30 protein-coding genes are annotated in these 26,986 nt (G+C 29.9%); 10 read left to right on the plus strand and 20 right to left on the minus strand.

What is annotated here, in order from left to right:
• The first annotated feature begins 107 nt into the window (after positions 1-107).
• Positions 108-1,190 (plus strand): GAF domain-containing protein, encoded by a 1,083-nt coding sequence (locus tag AC5YGC_RS06865; RefSeq protein ID WP_496139472.1) that lies wholly within the window; start codon positions 108-110, stop codon positions 1,188-1,190.
• A gap of 2 nt (positions 1,191-1,192) precedes the next feature.
• Here AC5YGC_RS06865 and AC5YGC_RS06870 read toward each other — a convergent pair whose 3' ends face one another.
• The 15 genes from AC5YGC_RS06870 to hspQ form a co-directional block, all read right to left on the minus strand.
• Positions 1,193-2,410, minus strand: a complete 1,218-nt coding sequence (locus tag AC5YGC_RS06870; protein WP_496139474.1) for an MFS transporter — start codon at positions 2,408-2,410, stop codon at positions 1,193-1,195.
• 20 nt (positions 2,411-2,430) lie between these two features.
• On the minus strand, positions 2,431-3,384 hold the full coding sequence (locus AC5YGC_RS06875) for an NAD(P)-dependent oxidoreductase (protein WP_496139475.1): 954 nt from the start codon (positions 3,382-3,384) through the stop codon (positions 2,431-2,433).
• Between the two features lie 2 nt (positions 3,385-3,386).
• The gene (gene glcF, locus AC5YGC_RS06880) at positions 3,387-4,682 is read right to left on the minus strand and encodes a glycolate oxidase subunit GlcF (protein ID WP_496139477.1); all 1,296 of its coding nucleotides are present in this window, start codon (positions 4,680-4,682) and stop codon (positions 3,387-3,389) included.
• Entirely contained in the window at positions 4,682-5,950 is a 1,269-nt protein-coding gene (locus AC5YGC_RS06885) for an FAD-binding protein (RefSeq protein WP_496139478.1), read from the minus strand. Before AC5YGC_RS06885 ends, glcF begins: the two co-directional genes overlap by 1 nt.
• Entirely contained in the window at positions 5,916-7,412 is a 1,497-nt protein-coding gene (locus AC5YGC_RS06890) for an FAD-linked oxidase C-terminal domain-containing protein (RefSeq protein WP_496139480.1), read from the minus strand. Before AC5YGC_RS06890 ends, AC5YGC_RS06885 begins: the two co-directional genes overlap by 35 nt.
• A 5-nt stretch (positions 7,413-7,417) precedes the next feature.
• On the minus strand, positions 7,418-8,581 hold the full coding sequence (locus tag AC5YGC_RS06895) for an aminotransferase class I/II-fold pyridoxal phosphate-dependent enzyme (protein ID WP_496139482.1): 1,164 nt from the start codon (positions 8,579-8,581) through the stop codon (positions 7,418-7,420).
• 73 nt (positions 8,582-8,654) lie between these two features.
• Complete coding sequence (locus AC5YGC_RS06900; protein ID WP_496139484.1) at positions 8,655-9,806, minus strand: alpha-hydroxy-acid oxidizing protein; 1,152 nt, start codon at positions 9,804-9,806, stop codon at positions 8,655-8,657.
• An 8-nt stretch (positions 9,807-9,814) separates the two neighbouring features.
• Positions 9,815-10,324 (minus strand): acyloxyacyl hydrolase, encoded by a 510-nt coding sequence (locus AC5YGC_RS06905; RefSeq protein ID WP_496139486.1) that lies wholly within the window; start codon positions 10,322-10,324, stop codon positions 9,815-9,817.
• 10 nt (positions 10,325-10,334) lie between these two features.
• Entirely contained in the window at positions 10,335-10,706 is a 372-nt protein-coding gene (locus AC5YGC_RS06910) for a cytochrome c-type biogenesis protein CcmH (protein WP_496139488.1), read from the minus strand.
• Positions 10,703-11,224, minus strand: a complete 522-nt coding sequence (locus tag AC5YGC_RS06915; protein WP_496139489.1) for a DsbE family thiol:disulfide interchange protein — start codon at positions 11,222-11,224, stop codon at positions 10,703-10,705. The genes AC5YGC_RS06910 and AC5YGC_RS06915 overlap by 4 nt, the downstream gene beginning before the upstream one ends.
• On the minus strand, positions 11,221-13,098 hold the full coding sequence (locus tag AC5YGC_RS06920) for a cytochrome c biogenesis protein CcsA (protein WP_496139491.1): 1,878 nt from the start codon (positions 13,096-13,098) through the stop codon (positions 11,221-11,223). The genes AC5YGC_RS06915 and AC5YGC_RS06920 overlap by 4 nt, the downstream gene beginning before the upstream one ends.
• A gap of 1 nt (position 13,099) precedes the next feature.
• Entirely contained in the window at positions 13,100-13,519 is a 420-nt protein-coding gene (gene ccmE / locus AC5YGC_RS06925) for a cytochrome c maturation protein CcmE (protein ID WP_496139492.1), read from the minus strand.
• A 10-nt stretch (positions 13,520-13,529) separates the two neighbouring features.
• Positions 13,530-13,757 (minus strand): heme exporter protein CcmD, encoded by a 228-nt coding sequence (locus tag AC5YGC_RS06930; protein ID WP_496139494.1) that lies wholly within the window; start codon positions 13,755-13,757, stop codon positions 13,530-13,532.
• On the minus strand, positions 13,754-14,464 hold the full coding sequence (gene ccmC / locus AC5YGC_RS06935) for a heme ABC transporter permease CcmC (protein WP_415278194.1): 711 nt from the start codon (positions 14,462-14,464) through the stop codon (positions 13,754-13,756). The genes AC5YGC_RS06930 and ccmC overlap by 4 nt, the downstream gene beginning before the upstream one ends.
• Positions 14,465-14,645: 181 nt before the next feature.
• Positions 14,646-14,966 carry a heat shock protein HspQ gene (gene hspQ / locus AC5YGC_RS06940; protein ID WP_006997624.1) on the minus strand — a complete coding sequence of 107 codons (321 nt, stop codon included), beginning with the start codon at positions 14,964-14,966 and terminating at the stop codon, positions 14,646-14,648.
• 78 nt (positions 14,967-15,044) lie between these two features.
• Between hspQ and AC5YGC_RS06945 the strand changes: the two genes are divergently transcribed.
• Together AC5YGC_RS06945 and AC5YGC_RS06950 are read left to right on the plus strand one after the other, a co-directional pair.
• Complete coding sequence (locus AC5YGC_RS06945; protein WP_496139497.1) at positions 15,045-15,596, plus strand: septation protein A; 552 nt, start codon at positions 15,045-15,047, stop codon at positions 15,594-15,596.
• Positions 15,589-15,927, plus strand: coding sequence for a DUF2794 domain-containing protein (locus AC5YGC_RS06950; protein ID WP_496139499.1), 339 nt, complete (start codon positions 15,589-15,591; stop codon positions 15,925-15,927). The genes AC5YGC_RS06945 and AC5YGC_RS06950 overlap by 8 nt, the downstream gene beginning before the upstream one ends.
• An 18-nt stretch (positions 15,928-15,945) precedes the next feature.
• Here the strand turns inward: AC5YGC_RS06950 and AC5YGC_RS06955 are convergent, their stop codons facing one another.
• Complete coding sequence (locus tag AC5YGC_RS06955) at positions 15,946-16,677, minus strand: FkbM family methyltransferase (protein WP_496140319.1); 732 nt, start codon at positions 16,675-16,677, stop codon at positions 15,946-15,948.
• Positions 16,678-16,809: 132 nt separating this feature from the next.
• The gene (locus AC5YGC_RS06960) at positions 16,810-17,571 is read right to left on the minus strand and encodes a Bax inhibitor-1 family protein (RefSeq protein WP_496139500.1); all 762 of its coding nucleotides are present in this window, start codon (positions 17,569-17,571) and stop codon (positions 16,810-16,812) included.
• A 60-nt stretch (positions 17,572-17,631) separates the two neighbouring features.
• Between AC5YGC_RS06960 and AC5YGC_RS06965 the strand changes: the two genes are divergently transcribed.
• The 7 genes from AC5YGC_RS06965 to AC5YGC_RS06995 are packed head-to-tail and all read left to right on the plus strand — an operon-like array spanning position 17,632 to position 23,024.
• Positions 17,632-18,669: an aldo/keto reductase gene (locus tag AC5YGC_RS06965; protein WP_496139502.1), complete on the plus strand. Its 1,038-nt coding sequence runs from the start codon at positions 17,632-17,634 to the stop codon at positions 18,667-18,669.
• The gene (locus AC5YGC_RS06970; RefSeq protein WP_496139504.1) at positions 18,660-19,166 is read left to right on the plus strand and encodes an invasion associated locus B family protein; all 507 of its coding nucleotides are present in this window, start codon (positions 18,660-18,662) and stop codon (positions 19,164-19,166) included. Before AC5YGC_RS06965 ends, AC5YGC_RS06970 begins: the two co-directional genes overlap by 10 nt.
• A 4-nt stretch (positions 19,167-19,170) precedes the next feature.
• On the plus strand, positions 19,171-20,358 hold the full coding sequence (locus AC5YGC_RS06975) for an argininosuccinate synthase (protein ID WP_496139506.1): 1,188 nt from the start codon (positions 19,171-19,173) through the stop codon (positions 20,356-20,358).
• A gap of 4 nt (positions 20,359-20,362) precedes the next feature.
• A complete protein-coding gene (locus AC5YGC_RS06980) occupies positions 20,363-20,980 on the plus strand; it encodes a DsbA family protein (RefSeq protein WP_496139507.1) in 618 nt (205 codons plus the stop codon).
• A gap of 56 nt (positions 20,981-21,036) precedes the next feature.
• Positions 21,037-21,495 (plus strand): hypothetical protein, encoded by a 459-nt coding sequence (locus tag AC5YGC_RS06985; protein ID WP_496139508.1) that lies wholly within the window; start codon positions 21,037-21,039, stop codon positions 21,493-21,495.
• Entirely contained in the window at positions 21,495-21,875 is a 381-nt protein-coding gene (locus AC5YGC_RS06990; RefSeq protein WP_496139509.1) for a phosphate-starvation-inducible PsiE family protein, read from the plus strand. The genes AC5YGC_RS06985 and AC5YGC_RS06990 overlap by 1 nt, the downstream gene beginning before the upstream one ends.
• Positions 21,876-21,881: 6 nt before the next feature.
• Entirely contained in the window at positions 21,882-23,024 is a 1,143-nt protein-coding gene (locus AC5YGC_RS06995; protein ID WP_496139510.1) for an FAD-binding domain-containing protein, read from the plus strand.
• 36 nt (positions 23,025-23,060) lie between these two features.
• Here AC5YGC_RS06995 and AC5YGC_RS07000 read toward each other — a convergent pair whose 3' ends face one another.
• The 3 genes from AC5YGC_RS07000 to AC5YGC_RS07010 are packed head-to-tail and all read right to left on the minus strand — an operon-like array spanning position 23,061 to position 26,961.
• On the minus strand, positions 23,061-25,181 hold the full coding sequence (locus tag AC5YGC_RS07000) for a N,N-dimethylformamidase beta subunit family domain-containing protein (protein WP_496139511.1): 2,121 nt from the start codon (positions 25,179-25,181) through the stop codon (positions 23,061-23,063).
• Positions 25,178-26,479, minus strand: a complete 1,302-nt coding sequence (locus AC5YGC_RS07005) for a TRAP transporter large permease subunit (protein WP_496139512.1) — start codon at positions 26,477-26,479, stop codon at positions 25,178-25,180. The genes AC5YGC_RS07000 and AC5YGC_RS07005 overlap by 4 nt, the downstream gene beginning before the upstream one ends.
• Positions 26,479-26,961 (minus strand): TRAP transporter small permease subunit, encoded by a 483-nt coding sequence (locus tag AC5YGC_RS07010; protein ID WP_496139513.1) that lies wholly within the window; start codon positions 26,959-26,961, stop codon positions 26,479-26,481. The genes AC5YGC_RS07005 and AC5YGC_RS07010 overlap by 1 nt, the downstream gene beginning before the upstream one ends.
• Between the last annotated feature and the right edge of the window lie 25 nt (positions 26,962-26,986).

Here is a 26,986-nt window from a genome sequence, read left to right on the forward strand (position 1 = left end):
AATATTGAGGTCAACAGAGAGTCAACTGCGCAAAAAAGTGTTCATAAAGTTAACAAAATACAACTTATGGTTGGTTGTTCATTTTTAATAAAATCGTAATATAAGATATGTCAAATTTAGTTTCTGTTGAAAAAGAATTCTCTGACCTCACCAAGAGAAGAGGCTTTTTACCTTCTTTAATTGATAAAGATATATCTGACAGCTGGAAAAGATGTATTTCAACTGGACTAGATCCACTTAAAAACCCAAAGAGAACAATTCTTACTTCTAAAGAGCTTGATGAGCTTAAAGAAAAAAATGATTATATCAGAAGACTGGTAAACCCTGAACTTGAACTTCTATATTCACAAATAGCTGGGACAAACTTTATGGTGGCTTATTCTGACAGCACTGGATCAGTTATGGATACTATTTATGATAAAACCTGCCTAAAGACTGATGTTGGAAAAATTGTAATACCAGGTTCAATTTGGAGAGAAGAAATTGGAGGTACAAATGGATTAGGACAAGTTGTTACTCTCAATAAAGATTCTATAGTTTCAGGTAAGGAACATTTTTTTGAGTCACATGGAAAGTTATCTTGTTTTGCGAGTCCAATACTAAATTATGAGGGAAAAACTATTGGTATAATAGATGCTTCTACCGATGTACATTCAAGAGAGCAGCACACTCTAGCGCTAGTTAAGCTTGCTACAAAAAGTATTGAAACAAAATTATTTTTAAATCAGTTTGATAATGAATTAATTTTATCATTCCATCCACGTCAAGAATACCTGAGCACTAACAGTGTTGGTCTACTTGCAATTAATGGTGATGGATTTGTTGTGGGTTCAAATTCAAATGCAAGAATAATGCTGCATGGACTAGTAACATTAAAGAATGAAAGTTTTAATAATATTTTTACAACTTCATTTTCTTCAATTGCGAATGAACTTTTACAAAACAAAATAATGAAAATTTCTGATCATTTAGGTTCATCTGTTTTTATAATAAAAAGTCAAAATTTTAAGAAAAAAATATCTAAAGAAACAAAGATAAAAAATTATGCATGTAATAACTGCAAAGGATCAAGGTTTAAGGAAGACAGATGTATTTTAATTAAATCTGCTTTTTTAGAAACTAGAAATATTAGTGCAGTTTCCCGAAAGCTTGGTGTTTCACGTACTACAATTTACAAACACTTAAATTAAAATTAATTTTTAGAATTTTTTATTAAGAAAAATAAGTAAGAAAAAAAAGAAGTTAATAAAAAAAATATCATAGCAAATCTAAAGCCTGAAATTTCTGAAAAACCTAAGTTCATTGTTAAATCAATAATAACCCCAATAATCCATTGAAGTGCGAATGCCCCAATAAAAAGAAGTAAATTAAACGAAGTCAGTGCTTTTCCTGCATTTGAAAGTGAAAAAGCCATACCTACCGCTGGTTGGGTTAAGGATAAAAAAATAGAGCTTACTGCAAAAAAAGCCCAATGATATGCCCCTGCTTTAGGTCCAAGATAAATTATAAAAGCTAGTACAATTAAATTTAACGGCGCACCAAATTTCAATAATCTTATCGCGTCTGAAACATTTTTTGAAATTTTAGGAACCAAATAACCCCAAAATAGGAAAGATATTAAAAGAGAAAAATAAATTATGAAAAGACCATTTGCACTTTGCTCAGGTGTATATCCTGAAACTTTAACCATCCATGGTCCTGCCCAAAGTGTCTGAATAGCAAATAATCCTCCATAGTTAAAAAATCCCATTGGAACTAAACTTTTAAAAAAATTATTATTCCAAATTTCTCTTAAAGAACCATTATCCTTTGAGTTATTTTGGGTGTTTGTTTTATTCCAATTAGGTATAAAAAAAATAATTAAGATAATACAAAATATAGTTAACAGAGCTAAAATAATAAATATCATTCTCCATCCAATTATTGGTAAAAAAAATTGTACAGGTAAACTAGAAGAGAGCATTCCAATTGCTCCTACCATTAACATCCATGAGTTTGCTCTTTGTTGTGTTTCGTCTTGATACCAAATTCTGTAAGCAGTTAACGGCCCCATCAAACAAGCACCCACACCTATTCCAATTAAAATTCTTGATAATAAAAGAGTGATAAAATTTTCTGATAAAGAAAATGAGATCATGCCCAATACTGCTATAAGTAAAAAATATGAAACTATTTTTTTTGGACCTTTGTTGTCTAATAGATAGCCTAGTGGAATTTGGACTGCAGCAAAACCTAAAAAATATCCACCTCCTAAAAGTCCCAAATCACCAGCTGATAAATTAAATTCAGATATAAGATTAGGCGAAATGGTTGCTGTAATTGCTCTTAATAAATTAGAGATATAATAACCAAGGGCAAATACTAAAAATATAGTTATCGCTTTTTTTTTTGGCAGAATAACTTTATTCATAATTGAAACTTACAAAGAAACTAGTTTACTTTATTTGTACAATTACCTGTTTTGAAAAACTCATCAATATTGTCTATGGCCAAATTACCCATTGCTGTTCTTGTGTGTTTAGTCGAGCTTCCAAGATGGGGTAATATAAATGCACTTTTTATTTTAAGATAACCATGATTTAAGTTTGGCTCACCCTTATAAACATCTAATCCTACTGCATAAATTTTTCTTCTATTTAGTGCATCAATTAAGGCTTCATCATCAACAATATCTCCACGAGCTACATTTGTTATAACAGCACCTGTTGGAAAATATTCTAATGTTTCTTTATTAATTAAATTTTCTGTTTCTTTTGTTGCAGGGCAACAAATTGACAATACATCTGAAACTCCGAAAAGACTCTTGATACTATCGTGATATATAGCTCCCTGCTCTTTTTCTTCAGTTAGTTTTGATCTATTATGATAATGAATAATCATACCTAAAGATTTTGCTATTTTTGCAATCTTTTGTCCTATTCTTCCCATTCCTAAAATTCCAAGTCTTGAGCCTGTTAACTGTTTTCCTATCAAATAATCTGCTGACCATTTCCAGTTACTTTCTTTTGCAGCTTGAATACCCTCTGGAACCCTTCTGCATGCTCCAAGAATTAATAAAATTCCAATCTCTGCTGTAGCATCTGATAAAACTTCTGGTGTATTAGTTACTGCTATTCCTCTTTTTTTAGCTGCTTCTGAATCAATATTTCCAAAACCAACTGCAAAATTAGAAATTATTTTAATACTATCTGGTAGTTTGTTTATAGTATCTTCATTCATCTTATCAGTTAAAGAAGTTAATATTGCATCATGGCCTTCACTTAATTCAATAAGTTTTGACTGAGAATATAACTCATCATTACTATTAAGTTTTGCATCAAATATTTTTGACGCTTTTTCTTCAGATGCCTTTAATAATCTTCTCGTAATTATAATTTTTTTCATAATTAATTCTTTTGTAATATTTTTGGTTTTGGACCACCAGTATACCAATCTAATACTTCAATAGTATGTAAAATTGGAGTTTTGGTTCCATTAGAAATTTGAGTAATACAACCTATGTTCCCTGTTGAAATAAAATCTGGCTTCAAACTTTCAATATTTTTTACTTTTTTGCTTAGTAATTCTTTGGCAATTTCAGTTTGTAAAATATTATATGTACCAGCTGATCCACAACAAATATGTCCCTCTGGAATTTCCATGATTTCATTTTCTGTTTTGTTTAATAAGGACACAGGTTGGTCGTGTACCTTTTGTCCGTGCTGCATTGAACAAGCTGAATGATAGGCAATCTTATACTTCTTATCTTTTGCTATAAAATTTAATTTTATACTTTCGCTTAAATATTCTGAAACATCTTTTGTTAATTCAGATATTACTTTAGCTTTTTTTTTCATTTCCTCATCATCTTTAAAGATAAACCCATAGTCTTTAATTGTAGTACCACAGCCAGATGTGTTAGATAAAATTGCATCTAAATTACCTTTTTGATGTTCATCATACCAAGTGTTAATATTGTTTCTAAAATCTTGATGTGCATCATCTTCTTTTCCTAAATGATGATTTAAAGATCCACAGCATCTTATTTTTTTAGGCACAATTACTTCAACACCGTGTCTGTTCAAAAGACGGATAGTTGACTCATTTATTTGAGGAGAGATTTCTTTTTGGACACATCCAGTTAAAAGTGCAACTCTTGCAATCTTCTTTTGACCAGTCACAGAATAAATTTCTTTTTGTTTTAAAGTTTTTTTAGGAAAACTTGTAGGCATTAAACTCATCATGTCTTTTATTTTTAATGGCATTAGAAATTGAAAGGGTTTTGCTAATTTTACCATATAGCTAGCCAGTCTAAAATATCCTGTATTTGGTAATACTACTGATAAAAAACTCCTAATTGTTCTATCAAAAAAAGATCTTTTGTAGTTTTTTTCAATGTATTTTTTACCATGGTCAATAATATGCATGTAGTTTACCCCAGAAGGGCAAGTGGTCATGCAGCTATAACAAGATAAGCATCTATCTATATGTTTTACTGTCTTTGCTGTTGGTTTTTTTTGATTTTCCAACATGTCTTTGATTAAATAAATTCTACCCCTTGGTCCATCTAATTCATCACCAAATATTTGATGAGTAGGACAGGTAGCATTACAAAAACCACAATGAACACATTTTTTAAATATTTTTTCAGTAGATGCGTTGTCGTTATCTTGTAATTGTTTCTTTGTAAAATCAGTTTGCATTAAATTCCTCTATACATTTTGCCGGGATTAAAAATTCTCTTGGGGTCAAAACTTTTTTTAATTTTTTCTGATATTAAAAGTCTTGTATCATCTACAGTAAAGATCGTCTCTTCATAATCATACTCATTTGATGTCTTTATGACTGTTAAATATCCACCAAGTTCTTTAATCAAATTTTTAATCTCTCCAACCTTGGTATTTTTCTTAGACTGAACTTCTATCCAGTATAATGAACCACACCAATCAATATAATATTTATACTTATTGCCTAAGTATTGCATTAGCTTTTTACCTTGAGAAGGAGGTATTACTACTCTCAGTAGGTTATTTTTTGTTTGTGTAAATAATTCAAGGTTATTTATTTTTATCCAAAATGGGGTTGATTGATGAACATCTAAAATAGTTGTATTTAATTTATTAAGTTCTAATTCATCAGTTAAAGCTTTTATTTTTTCATCTATTGATATTTTATCTCCATCTATTCTTAATGCTACAAATGATCCTTTATTTTCTAAATCATTAAATTTAAAAACCATTTCTTTGTTATGATCGTAACTTTCATCTTTTGGCTCCTCTGGAACATAAACTGCTCCGGAAACTTCACTGCTAGAACTTGAAATTTTTTCAAATAATTCATTAACTAATTTTTTATCATCAGTATTAATTATAATTGTATTAGATAATTTTTTTTTAGGTAAAACTTTTAATGTAATTTCAGTTAATGCAACTAACGTTCCAAAAGATCCTGTAACAAGTTTTGACAAATCATAACCCGTAACATTTTTTACGACTGTTCCACCTGATTTGATTATATCACCTTTGCCATTCACACCTCTAAAGCCTAAAATGTGGTCTCTTATACTGCCTACTTTAAATCTTCTGGAGCCAGCAAAATTACAGGCTAAATGACCTGCTATAGTTCCTTTGTTTGATTTTCCACCTTCAATAAATCCAAAATCAATAGGCTCAAAGGCTAACTCTTGATTATTTTTTTCTAATTCTTTTTCAACCAGCTCTAATGGAGTATTTGCTTTAACTTTAATATAAAGTTCTTCTGGTAAATATTCTATTATTCCCGATAATTTAGAAAGAGATAATTTTTTTGCTGACTGAATTTTATTGCCAATAAAACTTTTTGAATTAGTGCCTATTAGTTCTGTTGGTTCGTTTTTTTTATAGAGCTCTTTAACTATACTTGAAACTTGCAGTTCATCTTCGGGATAATAAGTATTATTAGAATCTTGGAAGATCTGGGAATTTTTCTTCATTTCTGTGGACATGTACCCTTCCTTCCTCTGCACATTTTCTCAATATTGGATAAACTTTTCCAGGATTTAATAAATTTTTTTCGTCTAGTGATGATTTGATATCTAATTGTTGTTGAATATCATCATTATTAAACATTTCACACATTAGTTCTCTTTTTTCTATTCCCACACCGTGCTCTCCAGTAATAACTCCTCCTAATCTTACACAAGCTTTTAAAATTTCAGCACCAAATTCTTCTGTTTTTCTTAGTTGCTCTTTATCACTTCCATCAAACATTATTAGTGGGTGTAAATTTCCATCACCAGCATGAAAACAATTTGCTACTGGTAATTCATACTTTTCAGATAGTCTTTTTATTTCTAGTAAAGCTTCTGTTAGTTTTCCTCTTGGTATAGAACCATCCATGCAATAATAGTCTGGTGCCATAGCTCCACATGCTGGAAATGCTGCTTTTCTGCCAGCCCAAAATGATAATCTTTCTTTTTCATTTTTGCTTAATTTTAAACTTGAGCAATTATTTTTTTTACAAATGCTACTAACTTGCTTCAATAATTCATCTACCTCAGATTCTGTTCCATCTAATTCAACAATTAATAAAAGCTCAGCATCTCTTGGGTAGCCTGCTTTACTAAAATTATCTGTTGCCTCTATTAAAACTTTATCCATTATCTCCATACCTGCTGGAACAATTCCGCTAGCAATAATTTCTGAAGTTGCATTTCCCCCTTCTTCGATTGTTGGAAAGCCTATTAATGCTGCTTTAACTATTTGTGGGTTTTTTAAAATTTTAACTGTCACTTCAGTAATTACTCCTAGTAAACCTTCTGAGCCACAAATTAATCCCATTAGATCATATCCTTCTTGATCAAGAGTTTTTCCACCAATTCTACAAATAGTTCCATCCATCATAACAATTTCAACACCTAAGATATTGTTAGTAGTTGTTCCATATTTTAAAGAATGAACACCACCAGAATTTTCTGCAACATTGCCTCCTATCGAACATGCAATTTGGCTTGATGGGTCAGGGGCATAATAAAAATTTTTATGTTGTACGGCATGAGTTATTCCTAAATTTGTGACACCTGGTTGGGTTACTACACATTTATTCTCAAAATCAATTTCTATAATTTTATTAAATTTTCCGAGGCTCAATAGAATTGCATCGTTTAATGGTAATGCTCCACCTGAAAGACCTGTACCCGCGCCTCTTGGCACAACTTTTATATTTTCTTTATGGCAAAATTTTAAGATATTACTTACTTCTTCTGTATTTTCTGGCATCACAACTGCTAACGGTGTTTGCGTGTAAGCTGACAGTCCATCAGTTTCATACGGCTTAATCTCATCCACATGACTTAAAACATTTTCTGGATTTATTATTTTTGCAAGATTCTTAAAAATATATTCTTTTTTAGAAATTGTTTCTTTATTAATCTTTGGTAGAACTAATTCACTCATTAGTTTTAACCTAGCATTTTTTTAATATTTTCCAATGCGTTAGATATGTTGTCTTGTGACGCTGCAAAGCTAAATCTTACGTAATCTTGGCAAGTTTTACCAAAAGCTGTACCTGGAACTATTGCCACTCCTGCTTCATGCATGCATTTTTTTGCAAATTCTGAACCGTTCATTCCTGTTCCACTAACTTTGGGAAATGCATAAAAAGCTCCTCCTGGCAAACTACATTCTATACCTGGTAAACTATTTAGACCTTCATGAATCAATTTCCTTCTTTGGTCAAATTTTACCATCATTTCATGGATTGCATCATCTGGTCCGTCTAAAGCTGCAATTCCCGCAAATTGTGACGGAGCATTAACGCATGAAACACTATTAATAATTAGTTTGTTTACATGTGGTATTAATTCTTCTGGCCACACACTCCACCCCATTCTCCAACCGGTCATGGCGTAAGCCTTACTCCAACCATCTAAAACAATTAATCTATCTTGCAGATCAGGATAATTAAAAAATGTCGGCATTTCTTTTCCATCATAAATTTGTCTACTATAAATTTCATCACTAAGGATTGCTACATGAGGGTGTTTTTTTAACCCTTCTGCTAAAACATCTATTACAGATTTTTCAACAAAACTTCCTGTTGGATTATTCGGGTTAATTAATATTAACAATCTAGTTTTATCAGTAATTAAAGATAGAATTTTTTCTGGATCAAGTTTTAAATCTTTATCTTCCGTTAAGTCATATGGTACTGCTGTTGAGCCTGTATAATTAATCATTGATTCATATATTGGGAATGCTGGTGTTGGGTGTATAATTTCTGCACCTGGTTCACCAAAACATTGTATTGCATAATACATTGTTGGTTTTCCACCTGGCATTATTAGTACTCTTTCAGGGTCAATATCCTTATTGTAAAGTTTTTTAATTTTTCTAGTAACAGCTTGTCTGCACTCTAAAATTCCATTTGATAAAACATATCCATGATGACCCTCATCTAATGCTTTTTTTGCAGCATCTACTACGTGTTGGGGTGTCTTAAAATCAGGCTGACCTAGACCTAAGTGGATCATTGGTTTGCCTTGTGCTTCTAATTTTTTTGCTTCAGCTAAAACACTAAATGCAGATTCAGTTCCTAGTCTTTGTAAATTTTTTGCTAATTTCATAATAATTTAATTCTAATATTAATATTTTATAATTTAATTTATTTTTTTTATATATAATTTTGATAAGTAAAAACTATTTTCTATAAATTAATTTTGACGCATCTAATTCTTTTAAAGTCTTACAACCCATTAATACCATATTTCTATTAATTTCATCATGCATGTTTTGCAATAGACGTTCAACACCAGGTTGACCCCCAGCACTTAAAGCAAATAAAAACATTTTTCCAAAGCTGCAAGCTGTTGCACCAGCTGCTAAAGCTTTTAAAACATGAGTTCCACGTCTTACTCCACCGTCTAAAATAATTTCCAATTTGTCTCCAACAGCCTCTCTAATTGCATTAACTTGGTCAAAAGGTGATCTTGAACCATCTAATTGTCTACCTCCATGATTTGAAATCATTATTGCTGTACAGCCTATATCTATCGCTCTTTTTGCGTCTTCAACAGACATTACGCCTTTAAGAGCAAATGGGCCATTCCATTTTTTTACACAATATTCTGCATCCTTCCAATTCATAGCTGGATCATATTGCTCATTAATATATTCGATAACTGATTTTGAAATATTGGTTCCTTTATCTGTTTTATTTTTAACATTGGATAATTCAAATTTTTTATGAGTAAAATAATTAAATACCCATTCAGGTCTCATAGCAAAACTCATTAAGCTTTGAAGTGTCAATTTTGGAGGAGTGGTAAAGCCAGTTCTGTGATCTCTTTCTCTATTTCCAGCAACCAATGTATCAACCGTTAAACACATACCATTAAAACCAGACGCTCTGCATCTGTCTATTAAGTCATCAGTAATTGATTGATCTTTATGAACATATAATTGAAATAATTTTGGTCCATTTGAAATAGTAGCAACCTCTTCAATCGTATTGTTGGCCATAGTGGACATGCTATAAAAAGTTCCAAATTTTTCAGCAGCTCTAGCTGAAGCCTTATCACCTTCATGATGGTAAAGTCTTTGCATGGCAGTTGGCGAAAGAAAGATTGGCATATCAATTTTTTTTCCAAAAACAGTGGTTGAAAGATCTGGTTTACCGACACTAGCAAGGATGTTTGGAATTAAATCACAATCGTCAAAAGAATCTGTATTTCTTTTTAAAGTTTTTTCATCGTCTGCACCACCATCTATGTAATGAAAAATTGGAGAAGGTAATCTTTTTTTTGCTAACTTTCTAAAGTCTCTAAAATTGTAACAATCTTTTAAGTTCATTAATTAACTTAAAATGACTTAAAGAAATTAAACATGTAGCTATTTGCCCCAGGATTTTTTGTTCCTAAGCTAGCATTAGAAAGGTGATTGTAAGAAAAACCAAGTTGGCTGTTACTAACAAAATCTACTGAAATTTGTAGCTCACTTTTAAATTCTAGGATATGGCCCAGATCTTTACCATCTCCTTTGCTATACAATCCTGGTGCAAAGCTTGGAATAAAATTAATCCTACCTAACTTATATTGAGCTTGAACACCTGTATAAATATACGCAGCAGAGTCTGCGGTCACTAACGCACCAGTTATTGGAGAAAGATTACCTAAAAAAGTATCTCTATTTAAATCTTCATTCTGATGTTGAAATCCAATTAATGTTGATTTTTTACCAGTATCGCTGAAGTCAAACATTCCAGAATAAACATTAAATTTAGAACTATTTTCTTCAGAATATACCGTTGAAGAAAGTAGGCTAAAAAAAATAATAAAAATAAATCTTGATATTAATTTGTAATGCTTCATTTAAGTTTTGTTATCTTTTATTTAATATAATTTTTTTGTATATTATTGCACCACCAAACAAAAATAACAATAATGGTAATAACCACAAAACATAAGTGTTTTTATTTAATTGGGGGTCAAAAATCACCCAATCACCATACTTTTCTCTTAAAAATTGGTATATTTGTTTTTCTTTTAATCCTTCATTAATTTTTCTATCAACAATTAATTTAACACTAGAAGCAAACTCAGATTCTGAATCATATACTGACTGACCTTGACAAATTAAACAACGAATATTTTTTAAAATTTTATTTTTTAAAACATCGTTTACTTCATCTGATTTTAATTCAGAAAAGCTTGTGACTAAAAATAGGATTATTAATATTTTTAAAATTTTCATTTAATAATTAATTTAATTTCATTAACAATTTCTTGATTGATTGGACCAACAAATTTTTTAATTATATCTTTATTTTTATCTATTAAGAAAGTTTCTGGAACTCCATAAGCTCCAAATTCAACTCCTAAAGTTCCATCTTTATCAATTAAAATTCTAGAATAAGGATTGCCAAAGTCATCAATAAATTTTTTTGCATTATTAAAATTGTCTCTATAATTTAATCCAATTAGTTTAATTAATTGATTTTTACTTAGTTGCATTAATAATGGGTGTTCTGCTCTACAAGGTACACACCACGACGCCCAAATATTTACAATATAAAAAGTGCTCTCTTCAAAAATTTTATCAGAATTAATATAGTTATCTGAATAAAAGTCCTTAGCTCTAAAGGTTGGGATATTTTTTTTTTCATTAACCTTGGGAGTGTAATTATTTGGAGTATTTAATCCTTTATAAAAAATAACAAAACAAAAACTTAAGAATATAATTACAATAAATAAGCTAAACTTATTTTTCATATCTTTCTTTTAAATAAACTCATTAACCCACCAAGACTTAATAATAAAACTGAAATCCATATCCAAACCATAAATGGCTTTACTTGATATCTAATATTAAAATATTCATTACCTTTTACAAGGTTCATTACTAAAAACTTATCTTCTAATAGTGTTGTTTTTATATCTGCCTCACTAGTAATAATTACAGGCTGATTATAAATTCTAATCTCAGGGTTTAATTCAATAGTCTTTCCATTTTTGTCTTTTATTTCAAAAAAGGCAATGATCGAGTTAAAATTACTTTCTTTTTTCTCTTCTGTTTTTTTAAAAAAAATTTCTCCTTTATTATAATCGTATCTTTCGCCAATTTTTATGTTGGTTATAATTTCTGAAGATAAAATACTATTAAATAGAATGCTTAATATTAATAAACTAAAACCAAAGTGTGAGACAGTTTGAGAGACATTATTAAATCTTTTAATAAATAATTCTTTTAAAGTTGTAAAGAATAGAAAAAAAGCAGCAGAAATTAAAACTGTATAAAAAAGTAAGTCTGTAGTTAAATTTTTAATAATAAAAAAAGTTAATATTACTGAAATTATAAATGTGATAATAAGTGATTTCTTATTTTCAATTTTTGATTTAATCCATTTAAGTCGTGGTCCAAGTGACATGAATAATAAAAATGGTATTAAAAAAGGTACGATTAATTTTTGATAAAAGGGAGGTCCTACTGATATTTTTTCACTAGATATTACGTCTAGAAAAATTGGGTATACCGTACCGATTAGAACAACCGATAGAAAATACATCATAAACCAATTGTTTATTAAGATGGAGGTTTCTTTACTAAGCCAAAAGAAATTATTTGAGCTTTTGTTATTTTCTTTGTGAAATATAAAAAATATACCTAAAGATAAAACAATTAATGCAAATAAAAATATTAATATAAAAATACCTCTTGCGGGATCATTAGCAAATGTATGTACAGAATTTAATATTCCAGACCTTACTAAAAAAGTTCCACACATGCTTAGGGTAAACGTTGTAATAGATAATATAACTACCCAAGATGTTAGTGCAGCTCTTGTTTCTAACACTACAATGCAATGTAACAATGCAGTTAATGTTAGCCATGGCATTAAAGAAACATTTTCAACCGGGTCCCAAAACCAAAAACCTCCCCATCCTAGTTCATAATATGCCCAAATTGATCCAAGCATAATTCCTATAGTTAAAAAAATCCAGGAAACTAAAACCCATTTTTTAATATGTTGTCCCCATTGTTTTGAAACATAGTTTTGCGTAACAGCGGCAAGGGATGACGAAAATATTATAGAGGTTCCAACATAACCTAAATATAAAATTGGAGGGTGGATTGCTAAAGCTGGATCTTGTAAAATTGGATTAAGGCCAAGGCCTTCGTTGGGAATTGGAAATAAATAATTAAAAGGATTAGATGTCATTAATACAAATAAGAAAAATCCGATAATTATTATTTGCTGAAATAATAAAGTTAAAATTCTATATTTTTTAGGTTGCTCTCTTGATTTAATTAAAAATAGAAAAATAAATAAAGTTAATACTAATAACCATAGTAATAAGCTTCCCTCATGATTTCCCCAAGTTCCTGAGATTTTATAGAATAATGGTTTGGTTGTGTGGGAGTTATTAAAGACTGTTTCATTACTAAAATCTGAGTTTATAAAAGATATAATTAAACTCAAAAAACTTATGATTACAAAAACTAGTTGTAGAAATGATAAAGATAATACATTTTGGTTAATCTGCTTATGAGTATTATTAAAGTCTTTAATTGAAACTCCACAAAGTAACACTGAAAGTAACAACCCTAAAATTAAAGAATAATAACCTATCTGATTAGCTAGCAATTTATTTATCTCCTATGGCTTCTTTAACTTCTGGGGGCATATAATTTTCATCATGTTTTGCCAATATTTTAGTAGCAGTAAAATAATTCTTATCTTTTAAAAAACCTTCAGCAACCACTCCTTTTCCTTCTGCAAATAAATTGGGAACTGCCCCTGAATAAACAACATTAATTTCATTTTTAAAGTCAGTAATAATAAAATTAACTTCTTCAGAATTTATAAAAACTGACTGTTCTTTAACCATCCCACCCACTCTTATTTTCTTTTTATTTAACTCTATTAAAGACTTTATTTCTGAAGGAGACTGAAAATATACAACGTTTTCTTTTAATGATTGTAAAACTAAAAAAACTGTTAAAATTACTGAGGCTAAGATTAAAACTAAGAATACAAGTCGTAATTTAACCTTTTTACCATACATGGTTTATTAGTTAAATATTTGATGTATTAGATAATATTTCTCTATTAATATTCTGTGATCTCGCAGCTTTAGCTTTCTCAACATTTAGAGAACCAAATTTAGAAACAAATTTTTTTTTCTCTTTTGAAAGCTGTAATTTAGTTACAAAGTACAAGGCTGTAAAACTGATCAATGTGAACGAAAAAGCTGACCATACGTAAGCTCCATATCCATTCATTGAAATTATTTCATTTATCATAATCTATCTAATCCTTTATTTTTAACTTTTATCAGTTCGGTATTATATTTCATCAAAAAAATGAGTAATGAAAAAAGGGCAAATGCCGCAGTCATAATACCCAATGGTACTAACATTGATGGATGAATTGCTGTGTTGGTTGATAAAATATTAATTGAAGCTGGTTGATGTAACGTATTCCACCAATCTACAGAAAATTTAATGATGGGAACATTTACCACTCCTAAAATTGCAATCAAGGAAGTGACCTTTATTACTTGTTCTTTGTCCTCATAAATTCTCCAAGCCAATAAATACATTCCATAAAATAATGCTAAAATTAGCATAGAGGTTATTCTTGCATCCCAAGCCCACCAGGTACCCCAGGTTGGTTTTCCCCAAATTGAACCTGTAACTAATGCAATAATATTAAAAATAAATCCTGAAGGTGCTAAACTTTTAGCAATTAGTGCAAAATTTTTATTTTTAAAAACAAAACTTCCAACAGACAACAAAGCTAAACTTGAAAATATTCCAAGTGATATCCAAGCAGCCGGTACATGAACATACATAATTCTTACTGCATCACTTTGTTTATAATCTTCAGGTGAGAGTATGAGCGCCTCGGTTAAACCAATTGTTAAGACAATAATAAATAAAAACAAAACATACTTTGGAGCTTTAGAGGTTACTGCAAAAATTTTATTAGGCTCAAAATATTTAAACATTTTTAAATTATATATATTAAAAAAAGGTAATTTAATTTTTATTATGGAAATTCATCCTGATCAAGAATGCAGAGGGAGTCAATAATGATAAAAACGTTATTTAACACTCTTGATCAGAACATAATTATATTTAACAACTGTATATGTCGAAGATTTGAATTAATTGTGTTTAAAAAAAGAATTAATTAGAGGGCTTAAAGTAGCTAGAGCCTCTTTTGCCAGAAAAAATCTCTTCAATTAAAGGGTGTTTAATTGGATCTTCAGAATCGTCCATTAATAGATTTTGCTCTGAAACGTATGCCTCATAAGTAATTTCATCATTTTCAGCTAACAGATGATAAAAGGGCTGATCTTTTCTAGGACGAACATTCTTTGGAATGGATTGATACCATTCTTCAGAATTATTAAATTCAAAATCCACATCATAAATTACACCTCTAAACTCAAAGTGTTTATGTTTTACAATGTCGCCTATTGAAAATTTTGCTTTTTGAATTGCCATAGCTATTAATATGGGGGTTTAAAAATAAAAATCAATAAAAAACATTTATATTTTTTTTAATATGTTAATATCTGTCAAGTGAATAAATCTTTTCTTAAGTTTGCCACAGACTTTGGGCCTTTAGCTATATTTTTTTATTATTATTATAACAATGATAAGAACCTAGCAGTTGCAATTCCTCCACTTATAGTTGCAACATTAATTGCACTAATAGTTGTTTGGTTTTTTGAAAAAAAAATACCTATGATGCCTTTAATAAGTGGTGTCTTAATTACATTTTTTGGTGGTCTAACAATTTATTTTAATGATCCAGTTTTTCTTTATGTGAAACCAACAATTATTAATATTTTATTTGCCCTTGCTTTATATTTTGGAAAATATTTTACAAATGAGCCTGTTCTTAAAAAGATTATGGGTAAATCAATTGCCCTAACTGACATGGGTTGGGAATTACTAAACAAAAGATGGATGTATTTTTTCTTCTGCCTTGCAATCCTTAATGAATGCGTCTGGAGAACGCAAACAGAAGAATTTTGGGTTAATTTTAAGGTATGGGGAATGTTACCAATAACTCTTGTCTTTACAGCATTTCAAATATCATTGATTAATAAACACAAACTTGATGAATAGAAACTTAAAGTTAGTCGTAAATAATCCTCACAAACAAATAGAGGAAAGACAATTTTTTGAAAAAAATGAACTTAAAATCATTTTAGATCTATATGCAAAAATGGTTTCAGAAGGATCATGGAAAGACTATGGTCTAAATATTTCTAACAGACAGGTTAGTTTTAATGTCTTTAGAAATGCAGCAGAGAATGCTTTGTATAAAATTTGTAAAAACTTTAAACCTAACAATAAAAATCTAAAATATTTAATTACAGATTCTAATGGTAAGGTTTTAAAAAATTCTTTTGATCTAGAAATTCTACTTAAAAATACTAATTGGAAAAAACTTTAAATATCTAAAAATTATATTTTAATGTTCAAAAATATAATTTACTGAACTAGAATTTTTATAAATTCTTTTTTTAGATATAATTTTATAATTATAGCTATTAAGTATATCAAGACATTCTTTTTTTTCTGTTTCATTGCTTTCATCAATTTCAACAAGTAATGATTTGCATATTCGATTTTTCAAAGTTTCTCTCATCCCTCTTAAAATCAATAACTCATTTCCATCGACATCAATTTTAATGTATTTTGGCTTAAAATCTATTTGCTTCACAAATTCATCTAGAGTAACTCCATAGGATCCTTGGTTAATAAAATCTGAAGGTTGTAGAATTTTATTTTGACCTTGGAATGTGTGTCCTGATTTGCCCCAATTTAGTTCAGAAAGTTTTAATACATCAAATTTATTTACATCATTGAAGCATATAGGGTAAGCGACTACTTCTTTATTTAATATGTTATCATTAATATTTAAGTTTAGAATAGCAAAGTTTAAGGATTCTGGCTCAATTGAAATTACATTATGATTATGTACGCCAGCAAATAAAGAAAATATACCAACATTTGCACCAACATCTAAAAAATTTGAATTAGCATCAAAATTAGAAATCCACTCTACAGTATCTGGCTCTTTGATATAAAAATTTACTCCCCTTGATTTGCTGTTTCCACCAAGATTTCTAAGTGAAAATAATTTTTTATTTTTATTATCTCTTACAAAAAATCTAGAATATTTAATAAATAATTCAGCTATACCCCTTTTTTTTTATCATAGAAAATCCTACAAACGACTAATATAAAAAAATGAAATGGGCTTTTGCTTTTATTATCATTATTCAGATACCTTCCAAAAAGTGAAAGTATACCCATGATTATAAATTTTTGATCACCTTCTTTGACCAAATAATCTTAACAGCATTATAAATAAATTTATAAAGTCTAGGTAAAGAGTTAAAGCACCCATTACAGCTTTTTTACCCATCAACTCACCCGTATCACTAGATACATACATGTTTTTAATTTTTTGAGTGTCATAAGCAGTAAGACCTACAAAAATTAAAACACCTAGAATTGAGATTACAAAATCCATCATTGAAGATTTTAAGAACATGTTAACAACTGATGCAACAATAATACCAATTAAGCCCATCATTAAAAATGATCCTAATTTTGTAAGATCTCTTTTAGTTGTGTAGCCATAAATACTCATTGCACCAAAAGTAATAGAAGTAATAAAGAACACTCTAGTGATACTCGCTCCAGTATAAACTAAGAATATTGAAGATAAAGATAGCCCCATTAAAGACGCAAAAACCCAAAAAGTTGTTTGAGCAGCTGAAGCTGTCATTTTATTAATCCTAGCACTCATATAAAAAACTATTCCAAGTGGAGCAAGCATTACAATCCATTTGAAACCTGATAGAAATATTGTGTTTCCTAAGCTTGTTAATGATGTAATTGATCCATTGGCATCTGTAACTACAGATAGTTTAAAAAATATTAAAGATATAAGTCCTGTTAGTAAAATACCAGAAGCCATGTAGTTATAGACTTTTAACATGTAGGCTCTTAAGCCCTCATCCATTACTACTGTTGATTGTTGAGCTTCTTTAACTTTATTTAGTATATTTTGTTTATTGAATTCCATGAGATTAATATAATAGCCTTTTACTATTATTTCAAGATGTCTTAATAAGACTTAACAATTATGAATTATAAGAAATTAGGAAATACAGATCTAAAAGTAAGCACTATTTGTCTTGGTACAATGACTTGGGGTGAACAAAATACCCAAAATGAGGGTTTTGAACAAATGGATTATGCTTTAGATCAAGGTGTAAATTTTTGGGATACTGCCGAAATTTATTCAGTACCACCAAGAGAAGAAACTTATGGTGATACAGAAGTAATTATTGGTAACTGGTTTGAAAAAATGAAAAAAAGAGACCAAGTAATATTAGCTTCAAAAGTTTGTGGTCCAGCAAGAGAATATGTCAGAGGTGGTGGAAATCATTTTGGAGAAAAAAATATTACTGAGGCACTTGAGGGAAGTTTAAAAAGGTTAAAAACTGATTATATCGATTTATATCAATTACATTGGCCAGAAAGAAAAACTAATTTTTTTGGAAAATTAGGTTATGAACATGATGACAGTAATGAGTGGACTCAATTTGAAGATATTTTAGGAAATTTAAAAAAATTTATAGATCAGGGTAAAGTTAAACATATTGGTGTATCGAATGAAACTCCTTGGGGACTGTCTAAATATTTAGAACTTTCAAAAGAAAAAAATCTTCCAAGAATGCTTTCGGTTCAAAATCCTTATAATTTATTAAATAGGACTTATGAGATTGGACTTGCAGAAATTTCTATTAGGGAACAAGCTGGGTTGTTAGCCTACTCTCCTCTAGCGTGTGGATATTTATCAGGAAAGTATAGAAACAAACAATTGCCAAAAAACTCTAGAATGGAAAGAGATGGTGACTTTTGGTCTAGATACAATAATAAAAATGCTGAAAAAGCTGTTGAGATATATTATGAAATATCAAAGAAACACAGTTTGGATTTAGCACAAATGTCTTTGAAATTTTTAGAGATTCAGCCATTTGTAACTTCTGTTATCATTGGTGCTACTACAATGGAGCAGTTGAAAACAAATATAGAAAGTGTAAACATAGATTTAAGTAAAGATGTAATTAAAGAAATAAATGATGTACAAAAAATTTATCCTAACCCATGTCCATAATTAGAAATTTTATAATCATAATTTTTATAAGCTTGTTTTCAGTTAGTGCAAACTCACAAGAGGTAAAAAAAGTTGGTAAATTTAAAGACTGGGAAACAATGGTTATAACTGAACAAACTGGTAAAGTTTGTTTTGCTCAATCAGTCCCTGTATTACAGTCTCCAAAATCTAACTTGAGAGAAGCAAGGATGTTTGTTTCTTTTAGACCAAGTGAAAAAGTTAGTAATGAAATAAGCATTACTAGTGGCTATGAATTTAATAAAAAAAATTCTATTACAGCTACATCAGGAAAATCTAAATATAAATTTGATATTGCCCAAGAAGGATTTGCTTGGATTGCTGACAACAAACTTGAAAACAAAATGATTAAGACCATGAAGAGAGGATCAAGAATAATGGTCACTGGTTATAATCAAAAAGGCTCTCAAACTAAAGATCACTATTCATTGTTAGGTTTTACTAAAGCTTATAATGCTGCAAAAACTAGCTGCAGTTAATTAAATGAAGCCTAAGAAAAAAATTGTACTCGCTTATTCTGGTGGTCTAGATACTTCTATTATTTTAAAATGGCTTCAGGAAAATTATGATGCAGAAGTTATTTGTTACACAGCTGATGTAGGTCAAGAAATTGATAGAAAAAAAATTATAAAGAATGCAAAAAGATTAGGTGTTAAAAATATTATTATTGAAGATTTAAAAGATACGTTTGTAAAAGATTATGTCTTTCCAATGCTTAGAGGACATGCAATTTATGAAGGTGTTTATTTATTGGGTACTTCAATTGCAAGACCCCTAATTGCAAAACAACAAATTGCTGCTGCTAAAAAATTTGGAGCTTATGCCGTTTCACATGGGTCAACTGGCAAAGGAAATGATCAGGTAAGATTTGAATTAGGCTATCATTACTTTGGGCCAAAGGTAAAAATTATTGCCCCGTGGAGAATATGGAAATTAAACTCTAGAACAGGTTTAATTAAATATGCAAAAAAAAATAATATTCCAATTCCTACGGATAAAAAAGGTGCTCCTCCTTTTTCTATTGATGATAATTTATATCATACATCAACTGAAGGTAAGGTTTTAGAAAACCCAAAAAATTCAGCTCCTGAGTTTCTTTTTCAAAGAACGGTGTCACCTGAAAAAGCACCTGACAAAGCTTCATTTGTAACTATAGGATTTAAAAATGGAGATCCAATAACTGTTAATGGCAAAAAATTGTCACCTGGAAACTTATTAGAAAAACTTAACTATGTTGCTGGTAAAAATGGAATAGGTAGAGTTGATCTAGTTGAGAACAGATTTATTGGGATTAAATCTAGAGGTGTTTATGAAACACCTGGTGGAACACTGTTAATGTCTGCTCATAGAGCAATTGAGTCTGTTACTTTGGATAAAGAAACTATGCATAAAAAAGATGAGATTATGCCTAAATATGCTGAGCTTATTTACAATGGTTATTGGTACTCAAAAGCAAGGTTTAAACTTCAAAAAATTGTCGACCTTAAAAAGAATAAAGTTAATGGCTCCGTAAAACTTAAATTATACAAAGGTAATATCACCATAATGTCTAGACAGACAAAAAGTAATGCTTACTCAATGAAAAAAGTTTCATTTGAAGAAAATAAAACCTTTAATAAATCAAACGTAGAAAAATTTATTAACTTTCATAAACAAAAACTTCGTTCATAAATTAATGGAAATAAAAGTATTTGCTGACACAATTTGTGGGTGGTGTTTTATTGGTCAGACAAGATTAAATAAAGCTTTAAAGGCCTTTCCTGAAACTAAGTTTGAAATAGAGCATGTTCCATTTCAACTAAATACCGACATGCCTAAAGAGGGAATTGAAAGAGATAGATATCTAGAAATAAAGTTTGGTGGAAAAAAGTTTGCTCAACCAATGTATGATCAAATGACTAATGAGGCTAAAAAGGAAGATCTTAATTTTAATCTAGATAAGATAAAAAAAACACCTAATACAGTATTTTCTCACTTATTAATAAAATTAGCCGAACAATCTAATGTGCACAACGAAATTAAAGAAAAAATATATCAATCATATTTTATTGAAGGTCTTGATATTGGAGATAAAGAAATCTTAATTAATATTGGAAAAGAATTTAATATTAATGCAGATGTAATTAATAATTTTTTTAATTTAAAAAATATTAAAGAAGTTAATTCATATATTTCAGTTGCGAGAGAAAAAAAAATTAATGGAGTGCCTTTCTTCGAGATAGGGGCAGATTTTATTTCAGGTGCCCAAAGCTCTGCAAATTTGGAAAGTGCAATAAAATCGAATTTAAGCTAAAAATTGAAGGACACTTTAACCTTTGCCTTTAACGTATAAATATCTATTCTAGTAATATGGAATCATTAAAAAATTGGATGATAGATGCTGCTAACATTTTATTTGATGATAGTAAAAATGATCTAAGAGCTTTGCCAAGATCTGTGAGATTACAAATTTTATTAGTTCTAAGCTTCGTTTGGACAACTGTTTTTAGTTTATATATTTTTTCTTATACAACTTTTGCCTTTGGTTGGGCTGGTCTTTATATAGCGCACGTTGGACTTATTTTTGCAGTCTATATGACATTCAAACATTTTCATAAAGCAGAGGCACAATCTGGTAGTGTTTTCAAAACCAAAAACTTTGATCCTTTTAAAATCATGGTTATTGTTTTTGTCATTGTATTTATTTTTGTATTTTCTAAGGGAATAGAGGTTTTAACAAGTCCCAACCCTAGCTCTTACTCAATCCCATATGATGGTCCATCAAAATCAGTGTTTGAAAAATGGCTACCATTTAGTAAAGATAAGTAATGGATAAAATAGCAAAAAATTTACAGCTAGCACTAATGTGCATTATTTTAATAAGTACTGTAATTGCAGTTGGTATGGAAATTAATAATATGTTTCTAAATCAATCTGTAATGCTAGCAGATTTACTTTTAATGTTTCTTTATTTAGAAGTCTTAGCAATGGTTCGTGTTTTTTGGAATCAGCAATCAATCAGTATAACTTTGCCTCTTTTAATTGCCATCACGGCTCTCGCACGATTTATTATACTACAAGGAAAAGAAATGGATCCATCAGCATTAGTCTATGAAGCTATAGCTATAGTTCTAATTGCATCTGCAATAGTTATTCTTAGATTGAGGCATAGTGATAAATTAGGCCTAAAGAAAAGAAAATCTAAATAATTTAAAATGATATTTGAAGCTTCAAGGGCTAAAGCCGTTGATCAATTAAATAATTTTATAGAACAAAATCTTACAGATTATTCAAAACTAAGAAATTTTGATTTTGGACCTGATAATAGATCTAATATTTCTTGTTTATCCCCCTATATAACTCACGGAACAATTAATGAATTAGAAGTAATTGATAAATCCCTTAAAAAGTTTTCATTTGCAAAAAATGAAAAATTTATTCAGGAAGTTCTGTGGCGTGTTTATTGGAAAGGTTGGCTAGAATTAAGACCTAATGTTTGGTCTGATTACTTGAATGAACTAGGTAAAATTAAAAATGAATTCAAAAACAATCAAAATTATTTGGATGCAATTGAAGGAAAGACAAGTGTAGATTGTTTTAATCAATGGGTAATTGAACTTAAAGAAAACAATTATCTTCATAACCACACGAGAATGTGGTTTGCAAGTATTTGGATTTTTACACTAGAATTACCATGGCAATTGGGTGCTGAGTTTTTTATGCAACATCTATATGATGGGGATTCTGCATCAAATACCCTTGGTTGGAGATGGGTAGCTGGAGTTCAAACTCAAGGCAAGCATTACCTTGCAAGTGAATGGAATATAAATAAATTTACAAATAATAGATTTAAAAACATAAAACTTAATGAAAATGCCAAGTCTATTTTCAACGATAAAGTATATTCTGTTACCAATAAGGGCTTTGAAAATTCTGAGATTTCCAAGGATAAAACTTTATTAATATTTGAAAATAATATGACATTTGAATTTTCTGATTTTAAAGAACATGAATTTAAAAAAATTTTGTTAGTCTCAAATGATACAAATAGAACTATTAAATTAAGTGAAAAAGTATTGAAATTTAAGGCTAATCTTTTAAAAGATCAAAAAATAAGATTAGAAGAGAAATCAATTAATTGTGAAACTGTTAGCATTAATGATCTAAAAGATATTACTGAAGATGTTTATGCAATCTATCCAACTGTTGGTGAAAACTTGGATTTTATTCAAAATAATCAATTAAAGAATATTAAATTTTTATACAGAAAATTAGATCAATTTTCTTGGCAGTATTGCAATAAAGGTTTTTTTAATTTTAAAAATTATATTCCAAAAATAATAGCCGAATTTATTTAAAAGCTCATTATTCATTTAAAATAATTTAATCTTTTACTATTTTTGTAAAGATTTTTTAATAACATTTTCTAAAAGTTTTGAAATATTATTTTGATAATTATTCCAAGGTAAGCTACCACAAAAAGTTATTGAGCCGGTTGAAAAAACTGAACCACCCCCTGGTACTTCAAAATAAACCATGTCTGCTTGCAAAACCTCTTCTTCTGTGTGTCCACTTAAAGTTGATAAATGAGTTAATCTTTCTTCTGGAGTAAGTATAAAATTTTCCTTTGGATCTTTCGACGCTTTTGATTGTGCTAGTAAAGTTATATCTTTGTTAGAGCCAAGACGTGTATCTATATGATCTAATTCAAATCCGGCAGCTCCATTACCACTAAAACCAAAATCTCCTATCTGATCATCTTTTATACCTTCAAAAACCCAATCAAGTTTGGGGTCATGGCATTTACGTTTATAAGGATGGCCATAAAAATTACCTTGAGCTGTAAATCCTACTCCAACAAGTTCTTGGGGTGCTCTTCCATTTCTTCTCCATAGACCTCCATAAGTTCCATCAAAAGCGTTATAAGCTTCTCCTGGCTCTGATGCCCACGCACGTATTCCACCTTCTGGTCGTCTAATTTCAAGTAAACTTTTATTCTCTTTGTGAATAGCAATACGCCAATAAAAGCCATTGCCCCCTAGATAATTAAGTGATCCTCCGTTATCACGATAGTCACGTAGCGCATCTAATGTTTCTTTTGTATGATATTCTGGGTGCGTTCCTGTTATGACTGCTTTATATTTTTTTATAGCTTTAAACCCATCTTGATGAAGTTGTTCATCTGTAATTATTTCATATTCAAAACTTTTAGCATGCAACCAACTAATTAAATGACTATCTGCTTGAAAATGCCTTAATCCAGAACAGGGGGATTCTGATCCTCCAAATGTTATATAGCCTGGGCGTATATTAAAAAGTGGTCTTCGATGTGAAGCATGACAAATCCCAGCACCATCTGAGTGGTAATTGTATGTAGATAAACCATATTCTTTATGATTTGCAGGATTGTGTGGGTAAGCATTCCACTCCTTAATTCTATTTAACCAGCTGCTATCATAATCAACACGAGCGTGGTTCCCATAAATAGAATAAGTGAATGTAGAAATTAAAACACAGATTTTAGCTTTTGATTTATTTATAGTTGGGGCAACAAAAAAAGGCATTGAATCCTCGTGCTCTTCACATTTAATTTTCATTATATATATTCCTGATGGCATATTCTTTGGAACTGTGAATTTAAAGTCGGTGTCCCACTCAAAATCATATATGTCATCTTCATGAAAATGGATCGCAGCATAATGCTTAGGTTTATGTTGCCAGTTCATTTCAGAGCTATCCCACTTAGACCCAGTAACAGCTCGAGTTGGAAAGTTTTTTAATTTTAACATAGGCCCAACAATTGATTCTACAATTGTAGAAGATGTATTACTGGATAAATCCCAATCTCCGATAATCTTATTATCTGTTTTTATTTGAGGAGACTCAATTTTTCCATTAAAATAATTAGAAGCCACTCCTTTAGATATGATTGCTGCTAAAGATACTTTACTTGAAACATCTTTATTTGTAATCAGTTTACCTTTATTTGTTATTTCTTTTTTATCTTTATATTTTAGCATTTTCTGTGAAATGCTTGCATTTCCATTAATAGAAATTTTAACTTTAATTTTATACCAAGATCTTAATTCCAGTGGTTCTTTAATAGAAATAGATTTTTTACCAACCCTGATAGAAGACAACCCTTTAGAATTAATGTAAATTTCAATATTATCGATTGCAATAATTGATTGGTCTCTAGAAGAAGAGATTGTTGGAAAAATTATTACCGATAAAGTTAAATTTTTCTTAATAGCAATCTTTATTGGTTTTTTGCTAACCGCATAAGAACCAGGGTTAAAGGTTTGTTCTCTAGATTTATAGGAGGTTGTTTTAAAATACTTTGATGCATCCTCTTCTATTATGCCCAGACCCTTGGGATTCGGGTCGGCACTAATAGATCTTTTTAAAGATGCAGAAAAAGATTTTTTTAAGTTTGAGGATATTTTAAATGAGATAGTTTCATTTGGTCGTAATGAAAGTTTATCAGAGTATCCCACTAAAGGAATACTCGTCATTTACTGACTCCATAAACTAAATCTGGCAAATAAGTTACCCAATCTGAAAAGTAAACTAAAATTAGAACCATTAAAATATAAGGTACTAGAAGAGGTAATACTCCGATGGATATTTTTTCAATTGAATCTCCAGTAATGCGGGCTGCAACGAAAAGATTAATTCCAATTGGCGGTGTTAGAAAGCCTATTTCACATGTAAGAACTGTAAAAATACCAAACACCACAGGGTCTATTCCAAGTTTTGTGACCAACGGTAAAAATACTGCTGTAAAAATAATAATCTGTGCAACACTTTCTAACCACATACCAATAAATATATAAAATATTCCTATCAACAATAAAACTAACTCAGGATGGTTTGCTAGTCCTTGAAATAAATTTAATATTGATTCTGGAATATCATAAATTGTTACTAGTTGACCAAACGCTTTTGTAGAACCTAAAATAAACATAACCGTACCAATCACAACAGCAGTAAATTTAAATGATTCTATTAATTTTTTTACTGTTAGTCCTTTATAAATAAACAAACCTACAAATAATCCGTATGCAACAGCTACTGCTGCCGCTTCTGATGGTGTAAATATACCAGCATAAATTCCTCCTAGTATAATTATTGGTGCAAACATTGCCCATTTTCCATCCCATAATGCACAAAGCAAAGGTCTAAACTGAAATTTTGCATCAGCTCCACCATAATTATTTTTTAATGAAATAATAAAAACAACTACCATAAGCATTAAACCAAGTGCTATACCTGGTAAAATTCCTGCTAAAAAAAGCCTCGGAATAGAAACATCACTTACAAGAGCAAATATAATTATTAAATTTGAAGGTGGTATCATGCTTCCTAGCGCACCTGCAGCAGCTGCAATTCCACCTGCAAAGCCTGAATCGTATCCTTCTTTTTTCATTGCAGGGATAGTAATAGAACCTATAGCAGCTGTAGTCGCTGGACCTGATCCTGATAAAGCAGCAAAGAACATACAAGCTACAACTGTTACTAATCCCATCCCTCCTTTGTAGGCTCCAACTAATTTTTTTGAAATTGTAACTAATTTTTCAGACATGCCCCCATGTTCCATGAGTTGTCCTGCTAAAATGAACAAAGGTATTGTAACTAATGGAAAAGGCTCAAATGCGGTCCAAGCACTCAACGCCATAAGTGATAATGGAATATCAGCTATGATTAGACCTGCGACAGTTGCTATACCGGCTGCAAATGGAATTGGCACTCCAATTATCATTGTAAAAACAAAGACAAGCGCCATCACTATTGGACCATTAAAAAACTCCATTATAAAGGTAAACCTTTCCAACCAGTTTTTTTCCACTCCCAGTACACTTCAAAAACTCTATAGACCATTAAACAAAAAGTAAGTGGCATAAACATTTGTAGCCATCTTAATTCAATTTTTAAACCTGGAAGAACATAACTGACATCAAATAAAAGCTTTGTATAAACTATAGTTTGAACAATCATTAAAGCTAAAAACCCTAACCACAGAATGTCTGCTAAAATGATTGAGACAACTTTCAATTTTTTTGGAAAAGATAATACTATAAAAGTAATTCTAACATGTTCTCGTCTCTTTATTCCTAAAGAGGCCCCAAGATAAGTAGCAAAAATTAAACCATATACTGCTGTCTCTTCTGCCCAAACTGCTGCAGATGAAAATCCAAACCTTAAAACTACTTGAGTTATAACTGAAATAAATACAACACTTAAAAAAAATGTACAAAGCACTTCTTCAAAGTATTGATTTAATTTTTTGAGCATTATTTGAATTCTATTAAAAATTAAA

Source organism: Candidatus Pelagibacter sp. uisw_138 (assembly GCF_059512485.2).

Excerpts from the sequence above, each read along its gene's own strand:
- AC5YGC_RS06900 (WP_496139484.1), bottom strand. The coding sequence starts at position 9,806 with ATGAACTTAAAAGATTGTTACAATTTTAGAGACTTTAGAAAGTTAGCA.
- hspQ (WP_006997624.1), bottom strand. The coding sequence starts at position 14,966 with ATGGCAATTCAAAAAGCAAAATTTTCAATAGGCGACATTGTAAAACAT.
- AC5YGC_RS06915 (WP_496139489.1), bottom strand. The coding sequence starts at position 11,224 with ATGAAAAATAAGTTTAGCTTATTTATTGTAATTATATTCTTAAGTTTT.
- AC5YGC_RS06885 (WP_496139478.1), bottom strand. The coding sequence starts at position 5,950 with ATGAAGAAAAATTCCCAGATCTTCCAAGATTCTAATAATACTTATTAT.
- AC5YGC_RS07000 (WP_496139511.1), bottom strand. The coding sequence starts at position 25,181 with ATGACGAGTATTCCTTTAGTGGGATACTCTGATAAACTTTCATTACGA.
- AC5YGC_RS06970 (WP_496139504.1), top strand. The coding sequence starts at position 18,660 with ATGTCCATAATTAGAAATTTTATAATCATAATTTTTATAAGCTTGTTT.
- AC5YGC_RS06950 (WP_496139499.1), top strand. The coding sequence starts at position 15,589 with ATGAATAGAAACTTAAAGTTAGTCGTAAATAATCCTCACAAACAAATA.
- AC5YGC_RS06870 (WP_496139474.1), bottom strand. The coding sequence starts at position 2,410 with ATGAATAAAGTTATTCTGCCAAAAAAAAAAGCGATAACTATATTTTTA.
- AC5YGC_RS06930 (WP_496139494.1), bottom strand. The coding sequence starts at position 13,757 with ATGATAAATGAAATAATTTCAATGAATGGATATGGAGCTTACGTATGG.
- AC5YGC_RS06890 (WP_496139480.1), bottom strand. The coding sequence starts at position 7,412 with ATGAGTGAATTAGTTCTACCAAAGATTAATAAAGAAACAATTTCTAAA.
- AC5YGC_RS06995 (WP_496139510.1), top strand. The coding sequence starts at position 21,882 with ATGATATTTGAAGCTTCAAGGGCTAAAGCCGTTGATCAATTAAATAAT.
- AC5YGC_RS06975 (WP_496139506.1), top strand. The coding sequence starts at position 19,171 with ATGAAGCCTAAGAAAAAAATTGTACTCGCTTATTCTGGTGGTCTAGAT.
- ccmC (WP_415278194.1), bottom strand. The coding sequence starts at position 14,464 with ATGTTTAAATATTTTGAGCCTAATAAAATTTTTGCAGTAACCTCTAAA.
- AC5YGC_RS06990 (WP_496139509.1), top strand. The coding sequence starts at position 21,495 with ATGGATAAAATAGCAAAAAATTTACAGCTAGCACTAATGTGCATTATT.
- AC5YGC_RS06980 (WP_496139507.1), top strand. The coding sequence starts at position 20,363 with ATGGAAATAAAAGTATTTGCTGACACAATTTGTGGGTGGTGTTTTATT.
- AC5YGC_RS06875 (WP_496139475.1), bottom strand. The coding sequence starts at position 3,384 with ATGAAAAAAATTATAATTACGAGAAGATTATTAAAGGCATCTGAAGAA.
- AC5YGC_RS06965 (WP_496139502.1), top strand. The coding sequence starts at position 17,632 with ATGAATTATAAGAAATTAGGAAATACAGATCTAAAAGTAAGCACTATT.
- glcF (WP_496139477.1), bottom strand. The coding sequence starts at position 4,682 with ATGCAAACTGATTTTACAAAGAAACAATTACAAGATAACGACAACGCA.
- ccmE (WP_496139492.1), bottom strand. The coding sequence starts at position 13,519 with ATGTATGGTAAAAAGGTTAAATTACGACTTGTATTCTTAGTTTTAATC.
- AC5YGC_RS06960 (WP_496139500.1), bottom strand. The coding sequence starts at position 17,571 with ATGGAATTCAATAAACAAAATATACTAAATAAAGTTAAAGAAGCTCAA.
- AC5YGC_RS06865 (WP_496139472.1), top strand. The coding sequence starts at position 108 with ATGTCAAATTTAGTTTCTGTTGAAAAAGAATTCTCTGACCTCACCAAG.
- AC5YGC_RS06895 (WP_496139482.1), bottom strand. The coding sequence starts at position 8,581 with ATGAAATTAGCAAAAAATTTACAAAGACTAGGAACTGAATCTGCATTT.
- AC5YGC_RS06910 (WP_496139488.1), bottom strand. The coding sequence starts at position 10,706 with ATGAAAATTTTAAAAATATTAATAATCCTATTTTTAGTCACAAGCTTT.
- AC5YGC_RS07010 (WP_496139513.1), bottom strand. The coding sequence starts at position 26,961 with ATGCTCAAAAAATTAAATCAATACTTTGAAGAAGTGCTTTGTACATTT.
- AC5YGC_RS07005 (WP_496139512.1), bottom strand. The coding sequence starts at position 26,479 with ATGGAGTTTTTTAATGGTCCAATAGTGATGGCGCTTGTCTTTGTTTTT.
- AC5YGC_RS06985 (WP_496139508.1), top strand. The coding sequence starts at position 21,037 with ATGGAATCATTAAAAAATTGGATGATAGATGCTGCTAACATTTTATTT.
- AC5YGC_RS06905 (WP_496139486.1), bottom strand. The coding sequence starts at position 10,324 with ATGAAGCATTACAAATTAATATCAAGATTTATTTTTATTATTTTTTTT.